The organism is Rhodovulum sp. PH10, from assembly GCF_000293785.1.
Taxonomy (GTDB): Bacteria; Pseudomonadota; Alphaproteobacteria; order Rhizobiales; family Xanthobacteraceae; genus Rhodoplanes.
This window is the reverse complement of record NZ_AKZI01000012.1, coordinates 71541-87675: the sequence shown is the minus strand read 5'-3', so window position 1 is coordinate 87675 and position 16135 is coordinate 71541. Positions and strand designations below refer to the sequence as shown.

The following is a 16135-nucleotide window of genomic DNA, read 5'->3' as shown; positions in this document are numbered from 1 at the left end:
GGGCAAGGGGGCCCGCCCCCCCCCCCCCCCGAAACGGCGATGCCCGCGCGGGCGGCGCGGGCATCGGACCGGTCTCCCGCGACGATGCGCGGGAGCAGGGGCAGCCCGTCAGGCCGGGATGCGGCGCTCGCGGCGGGTGGCGTTGCGCTCGAAGAACAGCGCCTGGCTCACCACGGCGGAGACGGTCGCCGGCTGGAACGGTTTTGCGATCAGGAAGGCCGGTTCCGGGCGCTGGCCGGTGAGGAAGCGTTCCGGATAGGCGGTGATGAAGATCACCGGCACCTCGAAGGTGTCGAGAAGCTCGTTGACCGCGTCGAGGCCGGAGGAGCCGTCGGCGAGCTGGATGTCGGCGAGGATCAGGCCCGGGCGTTTCTTCTTGGCGATCTGCACCGCCTCGGTGTGGGTGCGGGCGATGCCGACCACCCGGTGGCCGAGGCTCTCGACCAAGCCCTCGAGATCGAGCGCGATGAAGGTCTCGTCCTCGATGATCAGCACGTCGGTGGCGATCTCGGCGGCGAGCTCGCGGCCGGCCTCCTCCACCAGGCTGCGCACCCGCATCAGGTCGATGCCGAGCACGGTCGCGGCATCGTCCTCGGAGAAGCCCTCCAGCGAGACCAGCAGGAACGCTTGGCGCGCCAGCGGGGTGAGCTGGCCGAGCCGGCGCTCGCCGGGGGCGTCGGCGTCGACCGCCTCGGCGGTGCCGTTGAGCGGCAGCGACGTCCAGATCGCGGTGAAGGCGCGGAACAGCGCCACCTTGGGCTTGGCGGCCTCCTCCAGAATGGCCGGCTCCTTGATCAGCGCCTCGAGCGTGGCGGCGACATAGGCGTCGCCCGAGGTCTGGCTGCCGGTGAGGGCGCGCGCGTAGCGGCGGAGGTAGGGTAGGTGCGAAGCGACGAGTTGCGCCGACGACAAAGTACTCTCTCCCGGTTGGTCACGGCCCCGTGCCGCGGTGTGGAGAACGCCGCAATCATATATTGGTTCCGTGGGTTGGAACTATGGCAAGCGACCGGAGTTGCACTCGGTGTTCGCGGGGCCCGGCTCCGTTCCGGAGGACGAGCCGGAGTGAGGAAGTGATGACGGAACGAAAGTCGCGATCGGAAGGTGGAGTTCAAGTGCGAGCCGCAGCAGGAAGACCGGAGACGGGACGAGCAGGCCCGACCTTGAACAGAGAGATTCAGACCAAGATCGGCCAACAGTTGCGTGCGCTCTACGACGACGTGGTGGATCAGGGGGTGCCCGACCGCTTCGTCGAGCTGCTGCGCAATCTGGAGCAGCAACCGGACACTCGCCGGCACGTCGACGAGGATCCCAGCGAATGAGTCGCAATACCCCCGGACGTTCCGCGTCGACCGACGACGCCTCGGTTCGCGACGCCATGCTGGCCGCCGTGCCGAGCCTGCGTGCCTTCGCGATCTCGCTGTCGGCCAATGTCGACCGGGCCGACGATCTGGTGCAGGAGACGTTGCTGCGGGCCTGGGCGAATCTCGATTCGTTCGAGCCCGGCACCAACATGTCGGCCTGGCTTTTCACCATCCTGCGCAACCTGTTTCGCTCCGAGTACCGCAAGCGGCGGCGCGAGGTGGCCGATTCCGACGGCGCCTATGCCGACTCGATGAAGACCCAGCCCGAGCAGAGCAGCAAGGTCGAGTTCGAGGAGTTCCGCGAGGCGCTCGCAAAGCTGCCGTCGGACCAGCGCGAGGCGCTGGTGCTGGTCGGCGCATCGGGCTTCTCCTACGAGGAGGCGGCGGAAATCTGCGGCTGCGCGGTCGGCACCATCAAGAGCCGCGTCAATCGTGCCCGCACGCGGCTGGCCGAGCTGTTGGCGATCGAGAGCATCGAGGATCTCGGCCCCGACCGCGAGCTGCGCGCGGTGTTCACCGGCGGCGGCAGCTGACCGGCGCGCCGGTGCCCCGACCGGGCAACGGCGGGATACCGATGCGAGGCGACGCCGATGCGGGGCACCGATGCGGGGTGCCGCGGTGGGGCGCCGGAGCCGGCGGGCGGCGGAGCCGGATCGATCCCGCGTACGGGGCGGCGCGGCCGCCCCGTTTTCGCCGCGAATCCGGATCACCCGGACGGGTGGAGCCATGTCCCGACGCGACCCGCCCGGACGGCCCGCGACGCCCCGGCGAGGGGAGGACACCATGACCGACACCGACGATGCGGCCCCCGGCCGGACGGCGACCCCGCCCTCCGCCCGCACGCTGCTCGCCCAGCCGCTGATCCGGCTTTTGGCGATCAATCTGGCGTTCGGTCTCCTGATCGCCGTGATCGCGGTGGCCGGCCTGATCGCCCTCGACGCCCACCATCTCCGTCGTCTCGTTCTGTCCGACAGCTCGCCGGTGATCGCGATCGGCCTTCTGCTGTTCGGCTTCGCGGTGACGATGGGCAGCTGGGTGATGGGCAGCGCGGTGATGCGCCTCGGCGATCGCGACGCCGGCGACGGCGACCGCGGCAACCGGGGACACCGCGTTCACCGCGTCCGCCCGACGGCGGACGACCGGCCGGGCGCGCCGGTGCCGATCCCGGTGCGGGTTCGGGGACGGCTCCGCTGACCTCATCCGCGCGCCGGCCGTTTGCGCCGCCGGCCCGCCCCTCGCAGGAACCGAACCGTCATGATCCGCCATCGCCCGGGGTGCCGTCCGCACCGGACCCTCCCGGCCGCGCTGCTCGCCGCCGCCACGCTCGCCCTCGCCGGCTGTGCCGGAACCTTCACCGAGCCGGTGCCCGAGGAGCCGAGCTTCTACAGGAACCTCGCCAAGGGGGCCGAACTCGACCCCGCGGCGGCCGCCTCGATGATCTCCGGCTACCGCCGGAACAACGGCCTCGGCGCGGTCGAGATCGACCCGACGCTGATGCGGCTCGCCGAGGAGCAGGCGCGCGCGATGGCCGCCCAGAACAAGCTCGACCACAATGTCCGCGGCGACTTCAAGAGCCGCATCGGCCGCTCGGGCTTCGACGCCGGAATCGCGGTCGAGAACGTCTCGGCCGGCTATCACACGCTCGCCGAAGCCTTTTCCGGCTGGCGCGACTCGCCGCCCCACCGCGCCAACATGCTGGAGCGCCACGCCACCCGCATGGGCATCGCCGCCGCCGTCGCCCCCAACACGAAATACAAGGTGTTCTGGGCGCTGATCCTCGCCGCCCCCGACAAGCGGGCGAGCACCGGTGGCCCCGGCGGCCCGGCTGCCGCGGTCGCGGCCGACACGCCGCACCGCTGGGGCATGTCGCAGACCTGGTCGCTGCGCTGACGGTCGGACGGCTCGTCCGGCTCGCGGCGGGTCGTCACCGGCGCAGCGCGTCGCGCAGCCGCTTCGCCCGGGCGATCGCGGCGCGGCGCCCGGCTTCGAGCCGGCATGCGAGGGAGAAGGCGGGCCCCGCCGGCGCGGGCGCGATCAGCCGGTCGGCGAGCAGCCGCCGGCCGGGCCACAGCCGGTCGATCATCGGGTGGTTCTCGGTCGCGCACGAATCGACGAAGGCGAAGCGCCGCTCCCGCACCAGCGCATCGGACAGCGCCAAGGTGAGCTGCACCCCCGGAGAAAACTTGGAAAAATCCTCGTCGTAGGCGATCTTCCAGAACCAGGCCGCAGGCTCCTGCACCAGCACGATGCCGGCGGCGACGCTGCGGCCGTCGAGCGCCAGACGGACGATGCGGGCACGACGCGCTTCGGCGAGCGCGGTCACGGCTTCGGTCAGAAACGACCTCTGCGCCGGCGTCTGGGCGGCCGCGGTTCCGGCCGAGCCCTTCCAGCCGCGCGCCTCGAGGGCGAGAAAGTCGGCGAGCGCCGCGGCGATCCCGGCCGGGGTCTCGGCCGCCTCGAACACCAGCGTGCCCTGCTCGGAGAGCCGCCGGCGCTGCCGCGCGTGCTCGCGCCGCCGCCGGTTGTCGGGCGGGCCTTCGGCCGGGCGCAGCAGGGCGCGGGCGTGGCGGCCGAACTGCGCCTCGCACCCGCCGGTACGGGCGAGCACCGCGGCGAAGGCATCGGCGACCGGGCCGTCGGGCAGTTGCGGCACCAGATAGACGGCGCCGGCCGCTGCGACCGCGGCGAGGAATGCCGCCACCACCGGCTCGGGCGCCGCGCGGTCGACCAGCGGCGTGCCGAGCGGCGCGAAGACGTGGCTCCAGCCGACCCAGGTTTTGCGCGGCAAGCCGTTGCGCGCCACCCGTCGGCGTAGCGGAAACATGCCGGCGAGGCGGCCGTCGGCGGCCCGCACCGCGACCGCCTCGACCCCGCGGCCGAACGCCGGCAGCGCCGCCAGCGCCACCGCCGGCGACAGAAAGACGTTCGGCTCGGCCGCCCGCTCGGCCAGCGCCTGCCACGCCTCGCGCGCATCGGCGAGCGCGGCGAGCGGCTCTCGCTCGACCCGAAAGGCCCCGAAATCGTCCGTCATGCGATCGGCCGGCCGCGCCCGAGCACGAAGGCGTGCAGCCCGAGCCTCGTCCGCACCATCACGAACAGGAGCGAGGATTCGACCACCACCGCGGCGGCCATCGCCACCGCCGCGCCGATCGGCCCGAAAGCGGGGATCAGGATCAGGCAGAGCGCGAGATTGGCGGCGAGCGCCACCGCATAGACGAGCGCGCAGGCGGAGGAATGGCCGGTCATGTTGAGGAGGCGGTCGGCCGGGCCGACCGCGCCGCGCGCGAGGAGCCCGAGCATGATGACGACCAGCACCGGATAGCCGGCGGAAAAGCCCGGCCCGAACAGCGACAGGATCGGCCGGCCGAGCGCCACCAGCATCAGCCCGACCGCCAGCGTCGGCCAAAAGCTCCAGCGGATCGCGTCGGCGACGAAGCGTTGCAGGCCGGCCCGGTCGCCCTGGGCGTGGAACGCCGAGAAGCGGTGGGCCACCGCCGCGCCCACCGCGTAGGCGATGAAATGCACCAGCGCCAGCGTCTTGGAGGCGGCGAAATAGATGGCGACCTCCTGCGGCGGCTCGAACACCTGAAGGACCAGGATATCGACGTAGAACAGCAGAAGGAAGAAGCCGTCGACCAGGACGATCGGCAGCGACACCGCGAGCCATGCGCGCGGCGCGTGACGGCGCGGCCCGGCCGGAATTTTCGCGCGCAGGCGGCGGCGCAACAGCACGGTCTGCAGCGCGGTGACGATCCACGCCGCCGCGCAGGTGACCGCCAGCACGGCGACCGCGTCGACCGGGCGTCCGGCCGCATGGAGCCCGGCGACCGCGGCGACCACCAGGAGCGGCTGCACCACGAACACCGGGATCAGCGCGAGGTCGAACCAGTCGAACGCCCGCGAAATGCCGTCCTGCGTGCTGCCGAGCGCGAGCATCGGCAGGGTGGCGGCGCCGATCGCGAACGGCAGCACGACGTGCGGCGGCACCGGTCGGCCGGAAAAGGCCACCACCACGGCGGCGAGCACGATGCCGGCGACGACCCCGAAGGCGAGTGCGAGCAGCCGGCCACCGAGCAGAAAGCCGCGCAGCCCGGCGAGATCGCCGTGCAGCCGATAGTCCGGCACGAAGCGCTGCGCCGCATAGCCGAGGCCGAGCGGCGCCAGCGGGCCGAGCACGCTCGCCCAGGTCCACACCGAGACGTAGATGCCGAACTCGAACCGGCCCATCCAGCGGGCGAGCAGGATTTGGCTGACGAAGGCGACGGCGGCACCGGCGACCCGGATCAGGAAGGCGAGGCCGGCGTTGCGCCGGGCGACCGCACGGCCGCTGTCGTCGGCGAGCGCGCGGCGCAGCCGCTCGGCGGCCCGCGCAAGGGGGCGCACGACGGGACGCAGGACGGGACGCAGGATTTGGCGCAACGCGCCGCCGGCGACACGCCGCACCGGCGACGGGCGACGCTCGGTCTCGCTCACGGCCACACCGCACCTCCGCACCGTTGGGACCGCCCGCACGCCCGTGGTCCGAATCCGGAAGTCGCATCCCGCCGCCGCGGCTCCGATCGCGAATGTCGAATCGAAAGACCACGAGCGATCACGAGTCCTCGTTGCGCTTCGAATTCGACCGTCGAGAATGGACGTTCGGCGAAGTGGAACTCGAATGTCGACTTCCGCTCCACTACCACCCACCGGTAAACGTCCGGTTCGCCCCGGCGCGCGCGGGGGTCGCGTTCGCCGCCGGCGGCCCGTGGCGGCGGCCCGTGGCGACGGCGTCGCCGATCGGCTCGCGCCCGTCCCGTGCCGGCGGCCGGTCGCCGGAGCACTCGCGGAAGCCGGCCGAAGCCGGAGGGCAGAGGCGGACCAAGGGCGCGCACGCAAGCACCTTCGGACGCCTGCCCGACTGCCCAGCGCACGCCCGCCGAGAACTCGACCCGGCCCGGTGCGGCACGGGCCGACACGTGCACTTGCCGGGCCCGCCTCCCCGAGCACGGGTCGCCGGATGCGAGCGGACGGGTGCACCCGGGTAGGCCGGATCCGGCACGCGGCCTCACATCACGTCGCGCAGTGACGATCGGGCGACGCGCACCCCGCCCGTCGCCGCGACACCACCGCATCGCCCCCGCGCCCGAACGCGGCACCGGCTCCGACCGCTCGGGCCGACCCGACGCATCCGCCCGGGAGCACGCCCCCTGGGGACACGCTTCCCGGTGACGGGGCGACCGCTCCGGAGCGCCGAGAGACGTCGGCACCGCCGCCCCATCGGCCGGGACGCCGAAGCGCCCTTCACGTTCGCCGCCGCGCACCTCGAGGCGACGGTCCGAGGCCCATCGAAGCTCCACCTCGCGTCGCGGCGCACGGTACGCTTTGCAACGGCCGAAACGGAGGTTCGGCCGGCGAAACCTCGCACCATGGCTCCACCTGCCGTCCCTCGGGTTCGCGGCGCGCCACCGGCGTCCTTCGAAAGCCGCACTCCCGTCTCGCGGCGACTCCACCGGCGCCTCGTGCGACCCTCGCCTCCCGATGCATCCCCTCTCGCCCCCTCCGCGTTCTCGTCTCACCGCCTCCCGGCCCGGCGGGACGATTGCCGCAGGTCGCGTGCACTCAGCCGCCGAACAGGTCCGGCTGCAGGCACTTTCTGGCGGCGTCGAGCGGCACCCGGCCCGCCGCACCGCGCAGGCAGTCGAGCAACGCTTCGACCTCGCACGCGGACGCCTGCGCCTCCGCCCGCACCCGCCGCGTCTCTCGGAGTTCCTGTTGCACCATCATTCCATCGGCCATTGGTCCCACCCTCCCGGCGACGAGGCGGCGCGCCTCCGATCCGAGCGGGCATCATCATAATGGACTTGCTTTGTTCTGTAAATGTTCGTTTAATGCACGAGGCGGTTGCGGCGGGTTGTGGATGCTGTTGGGCCGGCCGGGGAGCCGTGTGACAAGGCTCGCTCGCGCCTTGCCACGCCCGTTGCGTGGCGGGGGGACGGGTGGCTGCATCGAGCGGGCCCGGCGAGCCGGATCGGTCGAACATCCGAGAGTCGGCGGAAGGCGAGCCAGAGGAGAACAAGAGGAGAGCGACAGGAGGCGAGCGGCAGAGGCACAAATCACGAAGCGACTCGGGACGACGGTCTGCCCCGCGGGAATTCGAGCGCGACGGGGCGACCGCCCTGGACGTCCGCCAGAAACCCGAGGTGACGGCGGGGCTGCCGGAGATCGTCGGAACGATCGGCGATGGTGGAAAGCGGAGGGCGCAGAGCCGAACGCCGGAGGAGGACGGCGAGGCGCGACGACCCCCGGCATCACGACCGTCCGGGCGTTCCGTGGGCCTGTTCCGGCTCCGTGGGCCCGTTCCGGTGTCACGGAGGCCGGTGGGCGGACCGACGGTGAGCATTCGGGCGGTTCGGCGAGTTCGGGCCCGGCGCGAGGAGCCCGGCCGACGGTACATGGTCGTGCACCGACGTCGTGCATCGACGCCGTGCATAGACGTCGAGCACCGCGGTTCGCTCGGCTGGCCGAACCCGGGGCATCGGGCGCCGTGCCGTGCCGCGGGTGCCGCGCGAGTGCCTCCGAATGGTAGCCGCCGGGCGCACTGCGGCTCGCGCAGGGCTTCTCGGCGGCGGCTCGCGGCGATGGTCGAACCGCACCCGTCGCCGCCTGCCACCGGAGGGATTCGCCGCGACGCTCGGTCGGCCGCATACGCGAGCCACGCGCGCCATGTGCTACGGGCGCAGAAGAGGTCCCATGTCCGTGGACCTTGCGAGGTTTTGCCATCGGGTCCGGTCGCGGGCGGTGCGCCGGGCAAACCTCCGCGGCCGCCGGGACGCCTCTTCCTCCGGCTCCCTGCCGTCGGCGGTCGGGCCTCGTCGGCCGGGGTGAGGATCGCGGCGGTCGAGCGGTCCGGTGGCGTGCCGAGCCCCGGGAGTTTGCCAACGGCGCGGACGAGTGTCCGCAAACGCTCGGTGATCCGCGGCTTCCGGTGCCGAGCGCGCTACGCGATGGCGCCCGGACGGAATCCCGGCAAACCGTGGCCGCGGACACCGGCCGCCGGGGCGCTTGTGGGCAGCGCGCGACTGCGGCTGCAGCGGGGTTTTGCCAACGGGTCGGGTCTCGGGCGGTGCGCCGGGCAAACCTCCGCGGCCGCCGGGACGCCTCTTCCTCCGGCTCCCTGCCGTCGGCGGTCGGGCCTCGTCGGCCGGGGGTGAGGATCGCGGCGGTCGAGCGGTCCGGCGGCGTGCCGGGCGGCCGAAACCTCGGCGTCGGGCGGACGGCAGGACGGCCAGCGGTCGCCGCGCAAAACTGCGGGCCGGCTAGGCCTGGCCGATCACGAGGTCGTCGCGGTGGATCATCTCGGCGCGGCCGTGGGTGCCGAGGATGTTCGGGATGTCCGCCGACGAATGCCCGCGGATGCGCTCGGCGTCCTCGGCGTCGTAGGCGACCAGGCCGCGGCCGATCTCGCGGCCGTCGGGCCCGCGCACGATCACCGCGTCGCCGCGGGCGAAGCCGCCCTCGATGCGGCGCACGCCGGCCGGCAGCAGGCTCTTGCCGCGGCGCAGCGCCGCCACCGCGCCGGCGTCGATGTGCAGCGTGCCGTGCGGCTCGAGCGAGCCGCCGATCCAGCGCTTGCGCGAGGTGACGGGGTTGTCGCTGGCGAGGAACCAGGTGGCCCGGCCACCCCCGGCCACCGCCTCGAGCGGATGGTCGACGCGGCCGGACGCGATCACCATGTGGGTGCCGGCGGCGGTGGCGATCTTGCCCGCCTCGATCTTGGTGCGCATGCCGCCGCGCGACAGCTCGGAGGCGGAATCGCCGGCCATCGCCTCGATCTCCGGCCCGATCCGCTCGACCACCGGGATCAGCGTGGCGGCCGGATCCTTCGCCGGCGGCGCGGTGTAGAGGCCGTCGATGTCCGACAGCAGCACGAGGAGGTCGGCGCTCGCCATGGTGGCGACCCGGGCGGCGAGGCGGTCGTTGTCGCCGTAGCGGATCTCGTTGGTGGCGACGGTGTCGTTCTCGTTGATCACCGGCACCGCGCGCCATTCCATCAGCCGGCCGAGGGTCGAGCGGGCGTTGAGGTAGCGGCGGCGCTCCTCGGTGTCGCCGAGCGTCACCAGAACCTGGCCGGCGGTGATGCCGTGGCCGCCGAGCGCCTCGGCCCACAGGCGGGCGAGGGCGATCTGGCCGACCGCGGCGGCGGCCTGGCTGTCCTCGAGCGCGAGCGGCCCGCGCGGCAGATGCAGGAGCGAGCGGCCGAGCGCCACCGCGCCCGACGACACCACCAGAAGGTCGCGCCCTTCGGCATGCAGCGCGGCGAGGTCGTCGACCAGCGAGGCGAGCCACGCCTCGCGCACGCAGCCGGCCTGCGAATCGACCAGCAGGGCGGAGCCGACCTTGACGACGATCCGGCCGAAATCGCTCAGGGCGGGTGGATTGTGGAGCATGGCGCGCGGACGGTGCAGGGGGAACGGTCGCGGTGCGGACTGTTTCTTCGTGACGGCGGCGGACACGGACGGACGCGAACTGGACATGGCGCCTTCGTCTCCCACACGACGCGAGGCTTGGCAATCGCGCACCGTGCACGGCAGCCGGGCCGCTGCGCGCGCCATCGGCGACGCCGACCGCCCCGAGTATCGCCCCGCAACGTCACCGCCCGAGTTCGCCGCCCGCGTTCGCCGCCCGACCCGATGCGCGAGGTCGGCCGCACGCGCGGGCCGGCTACCACCGCCCCGGCGAACCCGGAGGCAGCCGGCGGGTTATGCCTAGACCTCGAGCTTCGTGGGGCGCCGCGCGGCGCCGCGCGGGGCAGTCGCGGGCGGCCCGTCGGCTGCCCGACCGGACCAGGAGAGTCCCGCTTGCCCGACACTGCGCGCGTTCACATCGGCACCTCGGGCTGGAGCTACGACGGCTGGCGCGGCCCGTTCTTCCCGTCCGACCTGCCGCGGCGCAAATGGCTCTCCTGGTACGGCACCCAGTTCGACACCGCGGAGATCAACGGCTCGTTCTACCGCACGCCGTCGCTGCCGGCGGTCACCGCCTGGCGCCAGCAGACGCCGGACGACTTCGTGTTCGCCTGGAAGGCGTCGCGCTTCATCACCCACTGGAAGCGGCTGTCGGAGCGCACCGGCGTGTCGCTCGCGCTGATGGAGACGCGGCTCGAAAAACTCGGCGCCAAGGCGGGGCCGGTGCTGTTTCAGCTGCCCTCGCGCTTCACGCTCGACCGCGATCGGCTGACGATGTTTCTCGGCATGCTGCCGAAGAACCGCCCCTACGCGCTCGAGGTGCGCGACGCGAGCTGGTTCGACGACGCGGTGTTCGATCTGCTGCGCCAGCACGATGTCGCGCTGTGCCTGTCCGACCATCAGGACGCGCCGACGCCGTGGCACGTGACGGCCCGCCACGTCTATATCCGCGCGCACGGCCCGTCGGGCGACTACCGCGAGAACTACCCGGATCAGGTGCTCGAGCACTGGGCCGACCACATCCTCACCTGGCGGCGGCAGATGCGCACCGTCTACGTCTATTTCGACAACGACCAGAAGAGCGCGGCGCCGCGCGACGCGCAGCGCCTGAGGACCTTGGTGAACGGCGGGTGAGGTCTTTTATCGGCGGGAAGCCACCTCACCCGCGCACGGGCGATCAGGCGGCCACCCCCGCGGCGGCGCGGGCATTGCGGCGGCGGCGCAGCGTGCGGCGTCCCCACAAAACGAGCCCGGTGGCGAAAAGGCCGATCAGCACGACCGACGTGATCACGTCGACCATCGCCGACAGCGTGCCGGCCCAGTTGCCCTCGTGGATCAGCCGCGGCCAGTTGCGCGGGGTGGCGACCAGCCCGTCGCGGCCGGCCGCATAGACGCGGTACTCGCCGGCGTCGTCGAGCCGTACCAGGTGCGCGTTTCCGCGCGAGCGAATCCAGATCAGGCGGGAGGGATCGTGCGTCGCGGCGACCGTTTGCACGGTCTCGCGCAGCGTCGTCGGCGCAGCGGCCCTCGGCGAAGGGGTGGACGGCGCGAACGTGACGCCGAAGGCGATGAACAGGCCGGTGAGCGGGCTCGCGATCACCAGCGGCAGGCCGATCCAGGCGAGCCCCTTGTGCCAGCCGGACAGCGAGTTGGCGAGCCGCGGCCAGCCCATCAGCACGCCGAGCGCGATCAGCACCAGCATCGCGGCGGTGCTGAGCGAGACCAGCCAGCGCTGGTCGAGCATGTGCTCGTGCAGCATGCGCGACTGCTGGAACAGGCCGGCGAGCCGGCCGGTGCCGGGCTTCTCCTCGCCGGTCGCGAGGTCGATCACCTTGGGCTTGTCGGCGGCGCCGACCAGCGTCATCGAGCCGGCCGGGCCGTCATAGGAGCGCACGAACAGGCCGCGCGCCTTGCCGGCGGGATCGTGCTGCGCCAGCAGGCCGTCGAGCTTTTGGGCGGAGAGGCTGCCCGGCACGATGGCGTTGGTCGCCACCATCGGCTCGAAGGAGAGCACGAGCCCGGTGATCAGCAGCACCGCGAGCGGCAGCGAAAAGACCAGCGTGATCCAGCGATGCAGCTGCAGCAGTCGGCGTTTCATGAACGAGCCCCTTTCGGCAATGCCAGTGGAGCGAATTCGACGTTCGAGTCCCACCCGGCCGCATGCTCGTTCTCGAACTCGAATTCGAAGCTCCACTAGAACTCCATCACGGCTAGTGGTCTTTCGATTCCGACATTCGCGACCGAATTCGCGGCGGCGGATGCGAATGTCGGAATCGGACCGCCAGCTTGTCGCAGGCGGCCGCGGCGCGTTCAAATGAAGCTTCGGTAATTTGTCACCATGGCACGGGGCGGGGCGGGGCGGGGCGGCGCGACCGACACGCCGCCGGCTCACGGCTGCCAGACGGGCTCCGCGACCTCCGCCTCGCCGGCTTCCGTTCGCGCACCGTCGATGACCGAAAACAGTGCGCGCAAAACCTCGGGCACGCCCTGGCCGGAGACGCCCGACATCACCAGCGGGGTTTTCTTGGCGGCGCGCTTCAGGCGGGCGAGCTGCTGCTTCAGATCCTCGGGCGACAGCGCATCGGCCTTGTTGAGCGCGACGATCTCCGGCTTGTCGGTCAGGTCGTGCTCGTAGGCGGAGAGTTCTCCCCGCACGGTCTTGTAGGCTTTGCCGGCGTGCTCGCAGGTGCCGTCGACCAGATGCAGCAGCACCCGGCAGCGCTCGAGATGGCCGAGGAAGCGGGTGCCGAGCCCGGCGCCCTCGCTCGCGCCCTCGATCAGGCCGGGAATGTCGGCGAGCACGAACTCGCGCCCGTCGACCCCGACCACGCCGAGCTGCGGGTGCAGCGTCGTGAACGGATAGTCGGCGATTTTCGGCCGTGCCGCGCTCACCGCGGCGAGGAAGGTCGATTTTCCCGCGTTCGGCAGGCCGACCAGGCCGGCGTCGGCGATCAGCTTGAGGCGCAGCCAGATGGTGCGCTCCTCGCCCTCGTGGCCGGGATTGGCGCGCCGCGGCGCCTGATTGGTCGAGCTCTTGAAGTGGGCGTTGCCGAAGCCGCCATTGCCGCCCTTGGCGATCACCACGCGCTGGCCGACCGCGGTGAGATCGGCGAGCAGCGTCTCGTTGTCCTCGTCGAACACCTGGGTGCCGACCGGCACCTTCATCACGATGTCGGCGCCGCGCCCGCCGGCGCGGTCCTTACCCATGCCGTGACCGCCGGTCTTTGCCTTGAAGTGCTGCTGGTAGCGGTAGTCGATCAGGGTGTTGAGGCCGTCGACGCACTCCACCACCACGTCGCCGCCGCGCCCGCCGTCGCCGCCGTTCGGCCCGCCGAATTCGAGGAATTTTTCGCGCCGGAACGAGACGCAGCCCGCCCCGCCGTTACCGGAGCGGATATAGACCTTGGCCTGGTCGAGGAATTTCATCGCTGTCTCGTGATCTTCAAAGGGCGCGGTCGAGCACCGCGACGCCGAGGGTTTTCGCCGATGTCTCCATCCGGGCGTCGAACGTCAAGAGCCGAGCGTCGACCCGGCGCGCGATCGCGATGTTCAGGGCGTCCGGCGTGCGCAGCGGCAGGTCGAGCCGGCGCAGCCAGCCGGCACAGGCGGCGACGTCGGCGGGGGTGGTCTCGACGCGCCGGGCCTCGCGTGTGGTCCAGGCGTCGAAATTGGCGAAGACGCGGCGCGCCTCCTCGACCGTGAGGTCGCGCGTGCGCACCTGCCGGGAGATCGCCGAGGCGAACTCCGCCGCGGCGAAGTCGCTCACCACGATCACGGGACGGGACCGAAGCACACGCTCGGCCGTGGAATTGTGGACGTCACCGGTGAAGGCCGCGACGAGGACACTCGCGTCGAGATAGATCCTCAATGCTCACCCTCGTCGCGCAGGCGCGACAGCAACGAGCCGGCATCCTCCCGGCCGGGATGCTGGCGGACCCTGTTCGCCACCAGCCAATCCACCGCCTCGGCCGAGACCGGCCTTTCCGCCGGATCCGGGCTCGTTTCGGTGGCGACCGGAGAAATCCTCGCCACCGGCTCGCCGTGGCGCGTGATCAAGACCTCGTCGCCGCGCTGCGCGCGGTCGATCAGGTCGGAGAGCTGGTCGGTCGCCTCGACGGTGTGGGTGCTCATGGGACGAAAATAGCCGGTCTCCCGGCCGTTTTCAAAGCGAGCGCCCCGGCCGGGCGCCGAAGCGCGTCGGCCGAGGCGATGCGGGGTCGAGCGTCGCGCCCCTAGGACACCCGGCGCACGCGGGTCGAGGCGCGGCCCCACTGCTTCAGCGAAACCCACACCGAGCGTTCGAGCCGCAGGCAGTCGACCGGCGCCGAGGAGGCGATCGCCCGGATGCGGTGCAGCACGACGCCGGTCCACTGGAAGCCGCACTTCTCCAGCACCCGCCGCGAGGCGGGATTGCTGGTGCGGGCGCCGGCCAGCAGCACGTCGTACTCGTGATCGGCAAAGGCGTGGTCGACCAGCGCGCGCAACGCCTCGGTGGCGTAGCCCTTGCCCCAGTGCTCGGCGCCCAGCCAGTAGCCGACCTCGGGATCGCGGCCGTTGCGCCATTCGAGCCCGCAGGCCCCGATCACCGCACCGCCCGTCACCGCATCGTCGTCGCGCAACGTGATCAGAAAGGTCTCGTCGCGGCCTTCGACATTGGTGGAGGCGATCCAGTCCTCGGCATCGCCGAGCCGGTAGGGGTGCGGGATGCGCAGCGTGTTCTCGGCGATGCGCCGATCGCCGGCGAGGGCGGTGACCGTCTCGGCGTCCTGAAGGCGCGGGGCACGCAGGACGAGACGCTCCGTCTCGAGAACGTGGGTGCACGTCTCGCTCGGGCAGGCGTGCGGTCGCTCCAGGATCGTCATTGCGGGCTCCTCTTCCAGAAACACGACGAGGGGAGACCGGTGCCGGCCACCCCCCGTGCAAACCCGCTCTTCGGATCCACCGGGGCGACCAGCGCCGGCGGACCACCTCGATCCGCCGTCTATTCGGCCGCAGCCTCCGCCGTCGGTACGACGGAAATGTAGGTGCGGCCTTTGGCCTTGGTGCGGAACGCGATCCGACCGTCGACCAGCGCGAACAAGGTGTGGTCCTTGCCGAGACCCACATTGTCGCCGGGATGCCATTGGGTGCCGCGCTGGCGCACGATGATGTTGCCGGCACGGCACTGCTCGCCGCCGAACATCTTCACGCCGAGGCGTTGACCGGCGGAGTCGCGCCCGTTGCGCGAGGAGCCGCCTGCTTTTTTGTGAGCCATTGCTCTCTTGTCCGTTTCGCTCGAGGGTTTAGCTTCGGTTTGTGACCGAATGATCACCGGCCGGGCCGGGCATCGATCAACAAATGGTGTCGCCTCAGGCCGCGGTCTCGCCCGATTCCGGAGCCGCCGATTCGCCTGCCGGTGCGTCCGCGGGAGCCGCGGCCTTGCCGGAGGGCTGGCGCCCGTCGGTGAGGATCTCGGTGATGCGCACCAGCGAAAAATCCTGCCGATGGCCGCGCTTGCGCCGCGAGTTCTTGCGGCGGCGCTTCTTGAAGGCGATCACCTTGGGGCCGCGGCCCTGGGACACCAGCTCGCCGGCGACGCAGGCGCCCGCGACGGTCGGTGTGCCGAGCAGGGTCTCGTCCCCGCCGACCACCAGCACCTCGCCGAAGGTGACGGTGTCGCCGGGCTCGCCCGCGATGGTGTCGACCTGGACCAGGTCGTCGGCGGCGACGCGATACTGCTTCCCGCCGGTCTTGATGACTGCGAACATCTTTCGTCCTTCGTGTTCGGCACCGGCCTCGAAGAGCCGGCTTCTTGCAGTCGGTTCGGGTGAAAGGTCACGCCCGCGGGATTCTTCCGAGACCGACACGGGCTCGCAGGACGACCCCGAAAAGGTGATTCGAAAAAAGGCTGCGACGCGGCCACGACGCGAAGCGCCGGCCGAAAGGCCCGCGCCGCGTGTGGGGGTTATGACGGCGCGACCGGGCGCTGTCAAGGAATGCGGTGGCGCGGAGGCCTGCGGACGACGGCCTGCCGGGCACGGGGTCGCGACCAGCGAGTGGCGAGTGGCGACCAGCGAGTGGCGAAGGGATGCTTTGCCATGCGCGGGGGCGCAAGGGGTCGCGAGCGGTCTTGTGTCGGCCGGTGGTTCGTGTAGAAGGGCGGCCGCGGGTGAAACACCCCGCCCTCGGCCCCGCGGAGAGGTGGCAGAGTGGTTGAATGCACCGCACTCGAAATGCGGCATAGGGGTAACCCTATCGGGAGTTCGAATCTCCCCCTCTCCGCCACGCCGGCCGAATAGCCGCCACCGGCGCCCGTTCGCCCCGACCGCGTTTGCAGCGGGGCGACACCGA

The 16135-nt window shown here is 71.8% G+C and carries 17 protein-coding genes and 1 tRNA gene; 6 read left to right on the top strand and 12 right to left on the bottom strand.

Annotated elements, in window-relative coordinates; genetic code table 11:
- Positions 1-108: 108 nt before the first annotated feature.
- On the bottom strand, positions 109-912 hold the full coding sequence (locus A33M_RS03285; protein ID WP_008383431.1) for a response regulator: 804 nt from the start codon (positions 910-912) through the stop codon (positions 109-111).
- A 248-nt stretch (positions 913-1160) separates the two neighbouring features.
- Here A33M_RS03285 and A33M_RS24545 point away from each other — a divergent pair, with 248 nt between their 5' ends.
- From A33M_RS24545 to A33M_RS03265, 4 genes are all read left to right on the top strand, one after another.
- The gene (locus A33M_RS24545) at positions 1161-1319 is read left to right on the top strand and encodes a NepR family anti-sigma factor (RefSeq protein WP_008383429.1); all 159 of its coding nucleotides are present in this window, start codon (positions 1161-1163) and stop codon (positions 1317-1319) included.
- Positions 1316-1894 (top strand): sigma-70 family RNA polymerase sigma factor, encoded by a 579-nt coding sequence (locus A33M_RS03275; protein ID WP_008383427.1) that lies wholly within the window; start codon positions 1316-1318, stop codon positions 1892-1894. Before A33M_RS24545 ends, A33M_RS03275 begins: the two co-directional genes overlap by 4 nt.
- 250 nt (positions 1895-2144) lie before the next feature.
- Positions 2145-2555 carry a hypothetical protein gene (locus tag A33M_RS03270; RefSeq protein WP_008383424.1) on the top strand — a complete coding sequence of 137 codons (411 nt, stop codon included), beginning with the start codon at positions 2145-2147 and terminating at the stop codon, positions 2553-2555.
- Positions 2556-2615: 60 nt separating this feature from the next.
- Positions 2616-3251 (top strand): CAP domain-containing protein, encoded by a 636-nt coding sequence (locus A33M_RS03265; protein ID WP_008383422.1) that lies wholly within the window; start codon positions 2616-2618, stop codon positions 3249-3251.
- A gap of 34 nt (positions 3252-3285) precedes the next feature.
- On the opposite strand, the gene A33M_RS03260 is transcribed toward A33M_RS03265, so the two are convergent.
- The 4 genes from A33M_RS03260 to proB all read right to left on the bottom strand — a co-directional run bounded on the left by A33M_RS03260 (position 3286) and on the right by proB (position 9787).
- The gene (locus A33M_RS03260; RefSeq protein ID WP_008383420.1) at positions 3286-4392 is read right to left on the bottom strand and encodes a GNAT family N-acetyltransferase; all 1107 of its coding nucleotides are present in this window, start codon (positions 4390-4392) and stop codon (positions 3286-3288) included.
- Positions 4389-5834, bottom strand: a complete 1446-nt coding sequence (locus A33M_RS24355; protein ID WP_192814082.1) for a lipopolysaccharide biosynthesis protein — start codon at positions 5832-5834, stop codon at positions 4389-4391. The genes A33M_RS03260 and A33M_RS24355 overlap by 4 nt, the downstream gene beginning before the upstream one ends.
- Positions 5835-6959: 1125 nt before the next feature.
- Entirely contained in the window at positions 6960-7136 is a 177-nt protein-coding gene (locus tag A33M_RS23635) for a hypothetical protein (protein ID WP_157223304.1), read from the bottom strand.
- 1520 nt (positions 7137-8656) lie between these two features.
- Positions 8657-9787 carry a glutamate 5-kinase gene (gene proB / locus A33M_RS03250; RefSeq protein ID WP_040619064.1) on the bottom strand — a complete coding sequence of 377 codons (1131 nt, stop codon included), beginning with the start codon at positions 9785-9787 and terminating at the stop codon, positions 8657-8659.
- 411 nt (positions 9788-10198) lie between these two features.
- Between proB and A33M_RS03245 the strand changes: the two genes are divergently transcribed.
- Positions 10199-10939: a DUF72 domain-containing protein gene (locus A33M_RS03245; RefSeq protein WP_008383408.1), complete on the top strand. Its 741-nt coding sequence runs from the start codon at positions 10199-10201 to the stop codon at positions 10937-10939.
- Between the two features lie 43 nt (positions 10940-10982).
- Here A33M_RS03245 and A33M_RS03240 read toward each other — a convergent pair whose 3' ends face one another.
- The 7 genes from A33M_RS03240 to rplU all read right to left on the bottom strand — a co-directional run bounded on the left by A33M_RS03240 (position 10983) and on the right by rplU (position 15552).
- Entirely contained in the window at positions 10983-11903 is a 921-nt protein-coding gene (locus A33M_RS03240) for a PepSY-associated TM helix domain-containing protein (protein ID WP_008383407.1), read from the bottom strand.
- 290 nt (positions 11904-12193) lie between these two features.
- Positions 12194-13231 (bottom strand): GTPase ObgE, encoded by a 1038-nt coding sequence (obgE, locus tag A33M_RS03235; RefSeq protein WP_008383405.1) that lies wholly within the window; start codon positions 13229-13231, stop codon positions 12194-12196.
- A gap of 16 nt (positions 13232-13247) precedes the next feature.
- Positions 13248-13673, bottom strand: a complete 426-nt coding sequence (locus A33M_RS03230; RefSeq protein ID WP_083850279.1) for a type II toxin-antitoxin system VapC family toxin — start codon at positions 13671-13673, stop codon at positions 13248-13250.
- Entirely contained in the window at positions 13670-13936 is a 267-nt protein-coding gene (locus A33M_RS03225; protein WP_008383401.1) for a type II toxin-antitoxin system prevent-host-death family antitoxin, read from the bottom strand. Before A33M_RS03225 ends, A33M_RS03230 begins: the two co-directional genes overlap by 4 nt.
- A 101-nt stretch (positions 13937-14037) precedes the next feature.
- Positions 14038-14667, bottom strand: a complete 630-nt coding sequence (locus A33M_RS03220; RefSeq protein WP_008383399.1) for a GNAT family N-acetyltransferase — start codon at positions 14665-14667, stop codon at positions 14038-14040.
- A gap of 119 nt (positions 14668-14786) precedes the next feature.
- Positions 14787-15059: a 50S ribosomal protein L27 gene (rpmA, locus tag A33M_RS03215; protein ID WP_008383396.1), complete on the bottom strand. Its 273-nt coding sequence runs from the start codon at positions 15057-15059 to the stop codon at positions 14787-14789.
- Between the two features lie 94 nt (positions 15060-15153).
- On the bottom strand, positions 15154-15552 hold the full coding sequence (gene rplU / locus A33M_RS03210; RefSeq protein WP_040619061.1) for a 50S ribosomal protein L21: 399 nt from the start codon (positions 15550-15552) through the stop codon (positions 15154-15156).
- Positions 15553-15979: 427 nt separating this feature from the next.
- Here rplU and A33M_RS03205 point away from each other — a divergent pair.
- Positions 15980-16069 (top strand) — tRNA-Ser (locus tag A33M_RS03205).
- Positions 16070-16135: the final 66 nt, after the last annotated feature.

What these genes read in the sequence shown, in the direction of transcription:
- A33M_RS03275 (WP_008383427.1), top strand. Translation starts at nt 1,316, where the DNA reads ATGAGTCGCAATACCCCCGGACGTTCCGCGTCGACCGACGACGCCTCG.
- A33M_RS03270 (WP_008383424.1), top strand. Translation starts at nt 2,145, where the DNA reads ATGACCGACACCGACGATGCGGCCCCCGGCCGGACGGCGACCCCGCCC.
- A33M_RS03265 (WP_008383422.1), top strand. Translation starts at nt 2,616, where the DNA reads ATGATCCGCCATCGCCCGGGGTGCCGTCCGCACCGGACCCTCCCGGCC.
- A33M_RS03260 (WP_008383420.1), bottom strand. Translation starts at nt 4,392, where the DNA reads ATGACGGACGATTTCGGGGCCTTTCGGGTCGAGCGAGAGCCGCTCGCC.
- A33M_RS23635 (WP_157223304.1), bottom strand. Translation starts at nt 7,136, where the DNA reads ATGGCCGATGGAATGATGGTGCAACAGGAACTCCGAGAGACGCGGCGG.
- proB (WP_040619064.1), bottom strand. Translation starts at nt 9,787, where the DNA reads ATGCTCCACAATCCACCCGCCCTGAGCGATTTCGGCCGGATCGTCGTC.
- A33M_RS03240 (WP_008383407.1), bottom strand. Translation starts at nt 11,903, where the DNA reads ATGAAACGCCGACTGCTGCAGCTGCATCGCTGGATCACGCTGGTCTTT.
- obgE (WP_008383405.1), bottom strand. Translation starts at nt 13,231, where the DNA reads ATGAAATTCCTCGACCAGGCCAAGGTCTATATCCGCTCCGGTAACGGC.
- A33M_RS03225 (WP_008383401.1), bottom strand. Translation starts at nt 13,936, where the DNA reads ATGAGCACCCACACCGTCGAGGCGACCGACCAGCTCTCCGACCTGATC.
- A33M_RS03220 (WP_008383399.1), bottom strand. Translation starts at nt 14,667, where the DNA reads ATGACGATCCTGGAGCGACCGCACGCCTGCCCGAGCGAGACGTGCACC.
- rpmA (WP_008383396.1), bottom strand. Translation starts at nt 15,059, where the DNA reads ATGGCTCACAAAAAAGCAGGCGGCTCCTCGCGCAACGGGCGCGACTCC.
- rplU (WP_040619061.1), bottom strand. Translation starts at nt 15,552, where the DNA reads ATGTTCGCAGTCATCAAGACCGGCGGGAAGCAGTATCGCGTCGCCGCC.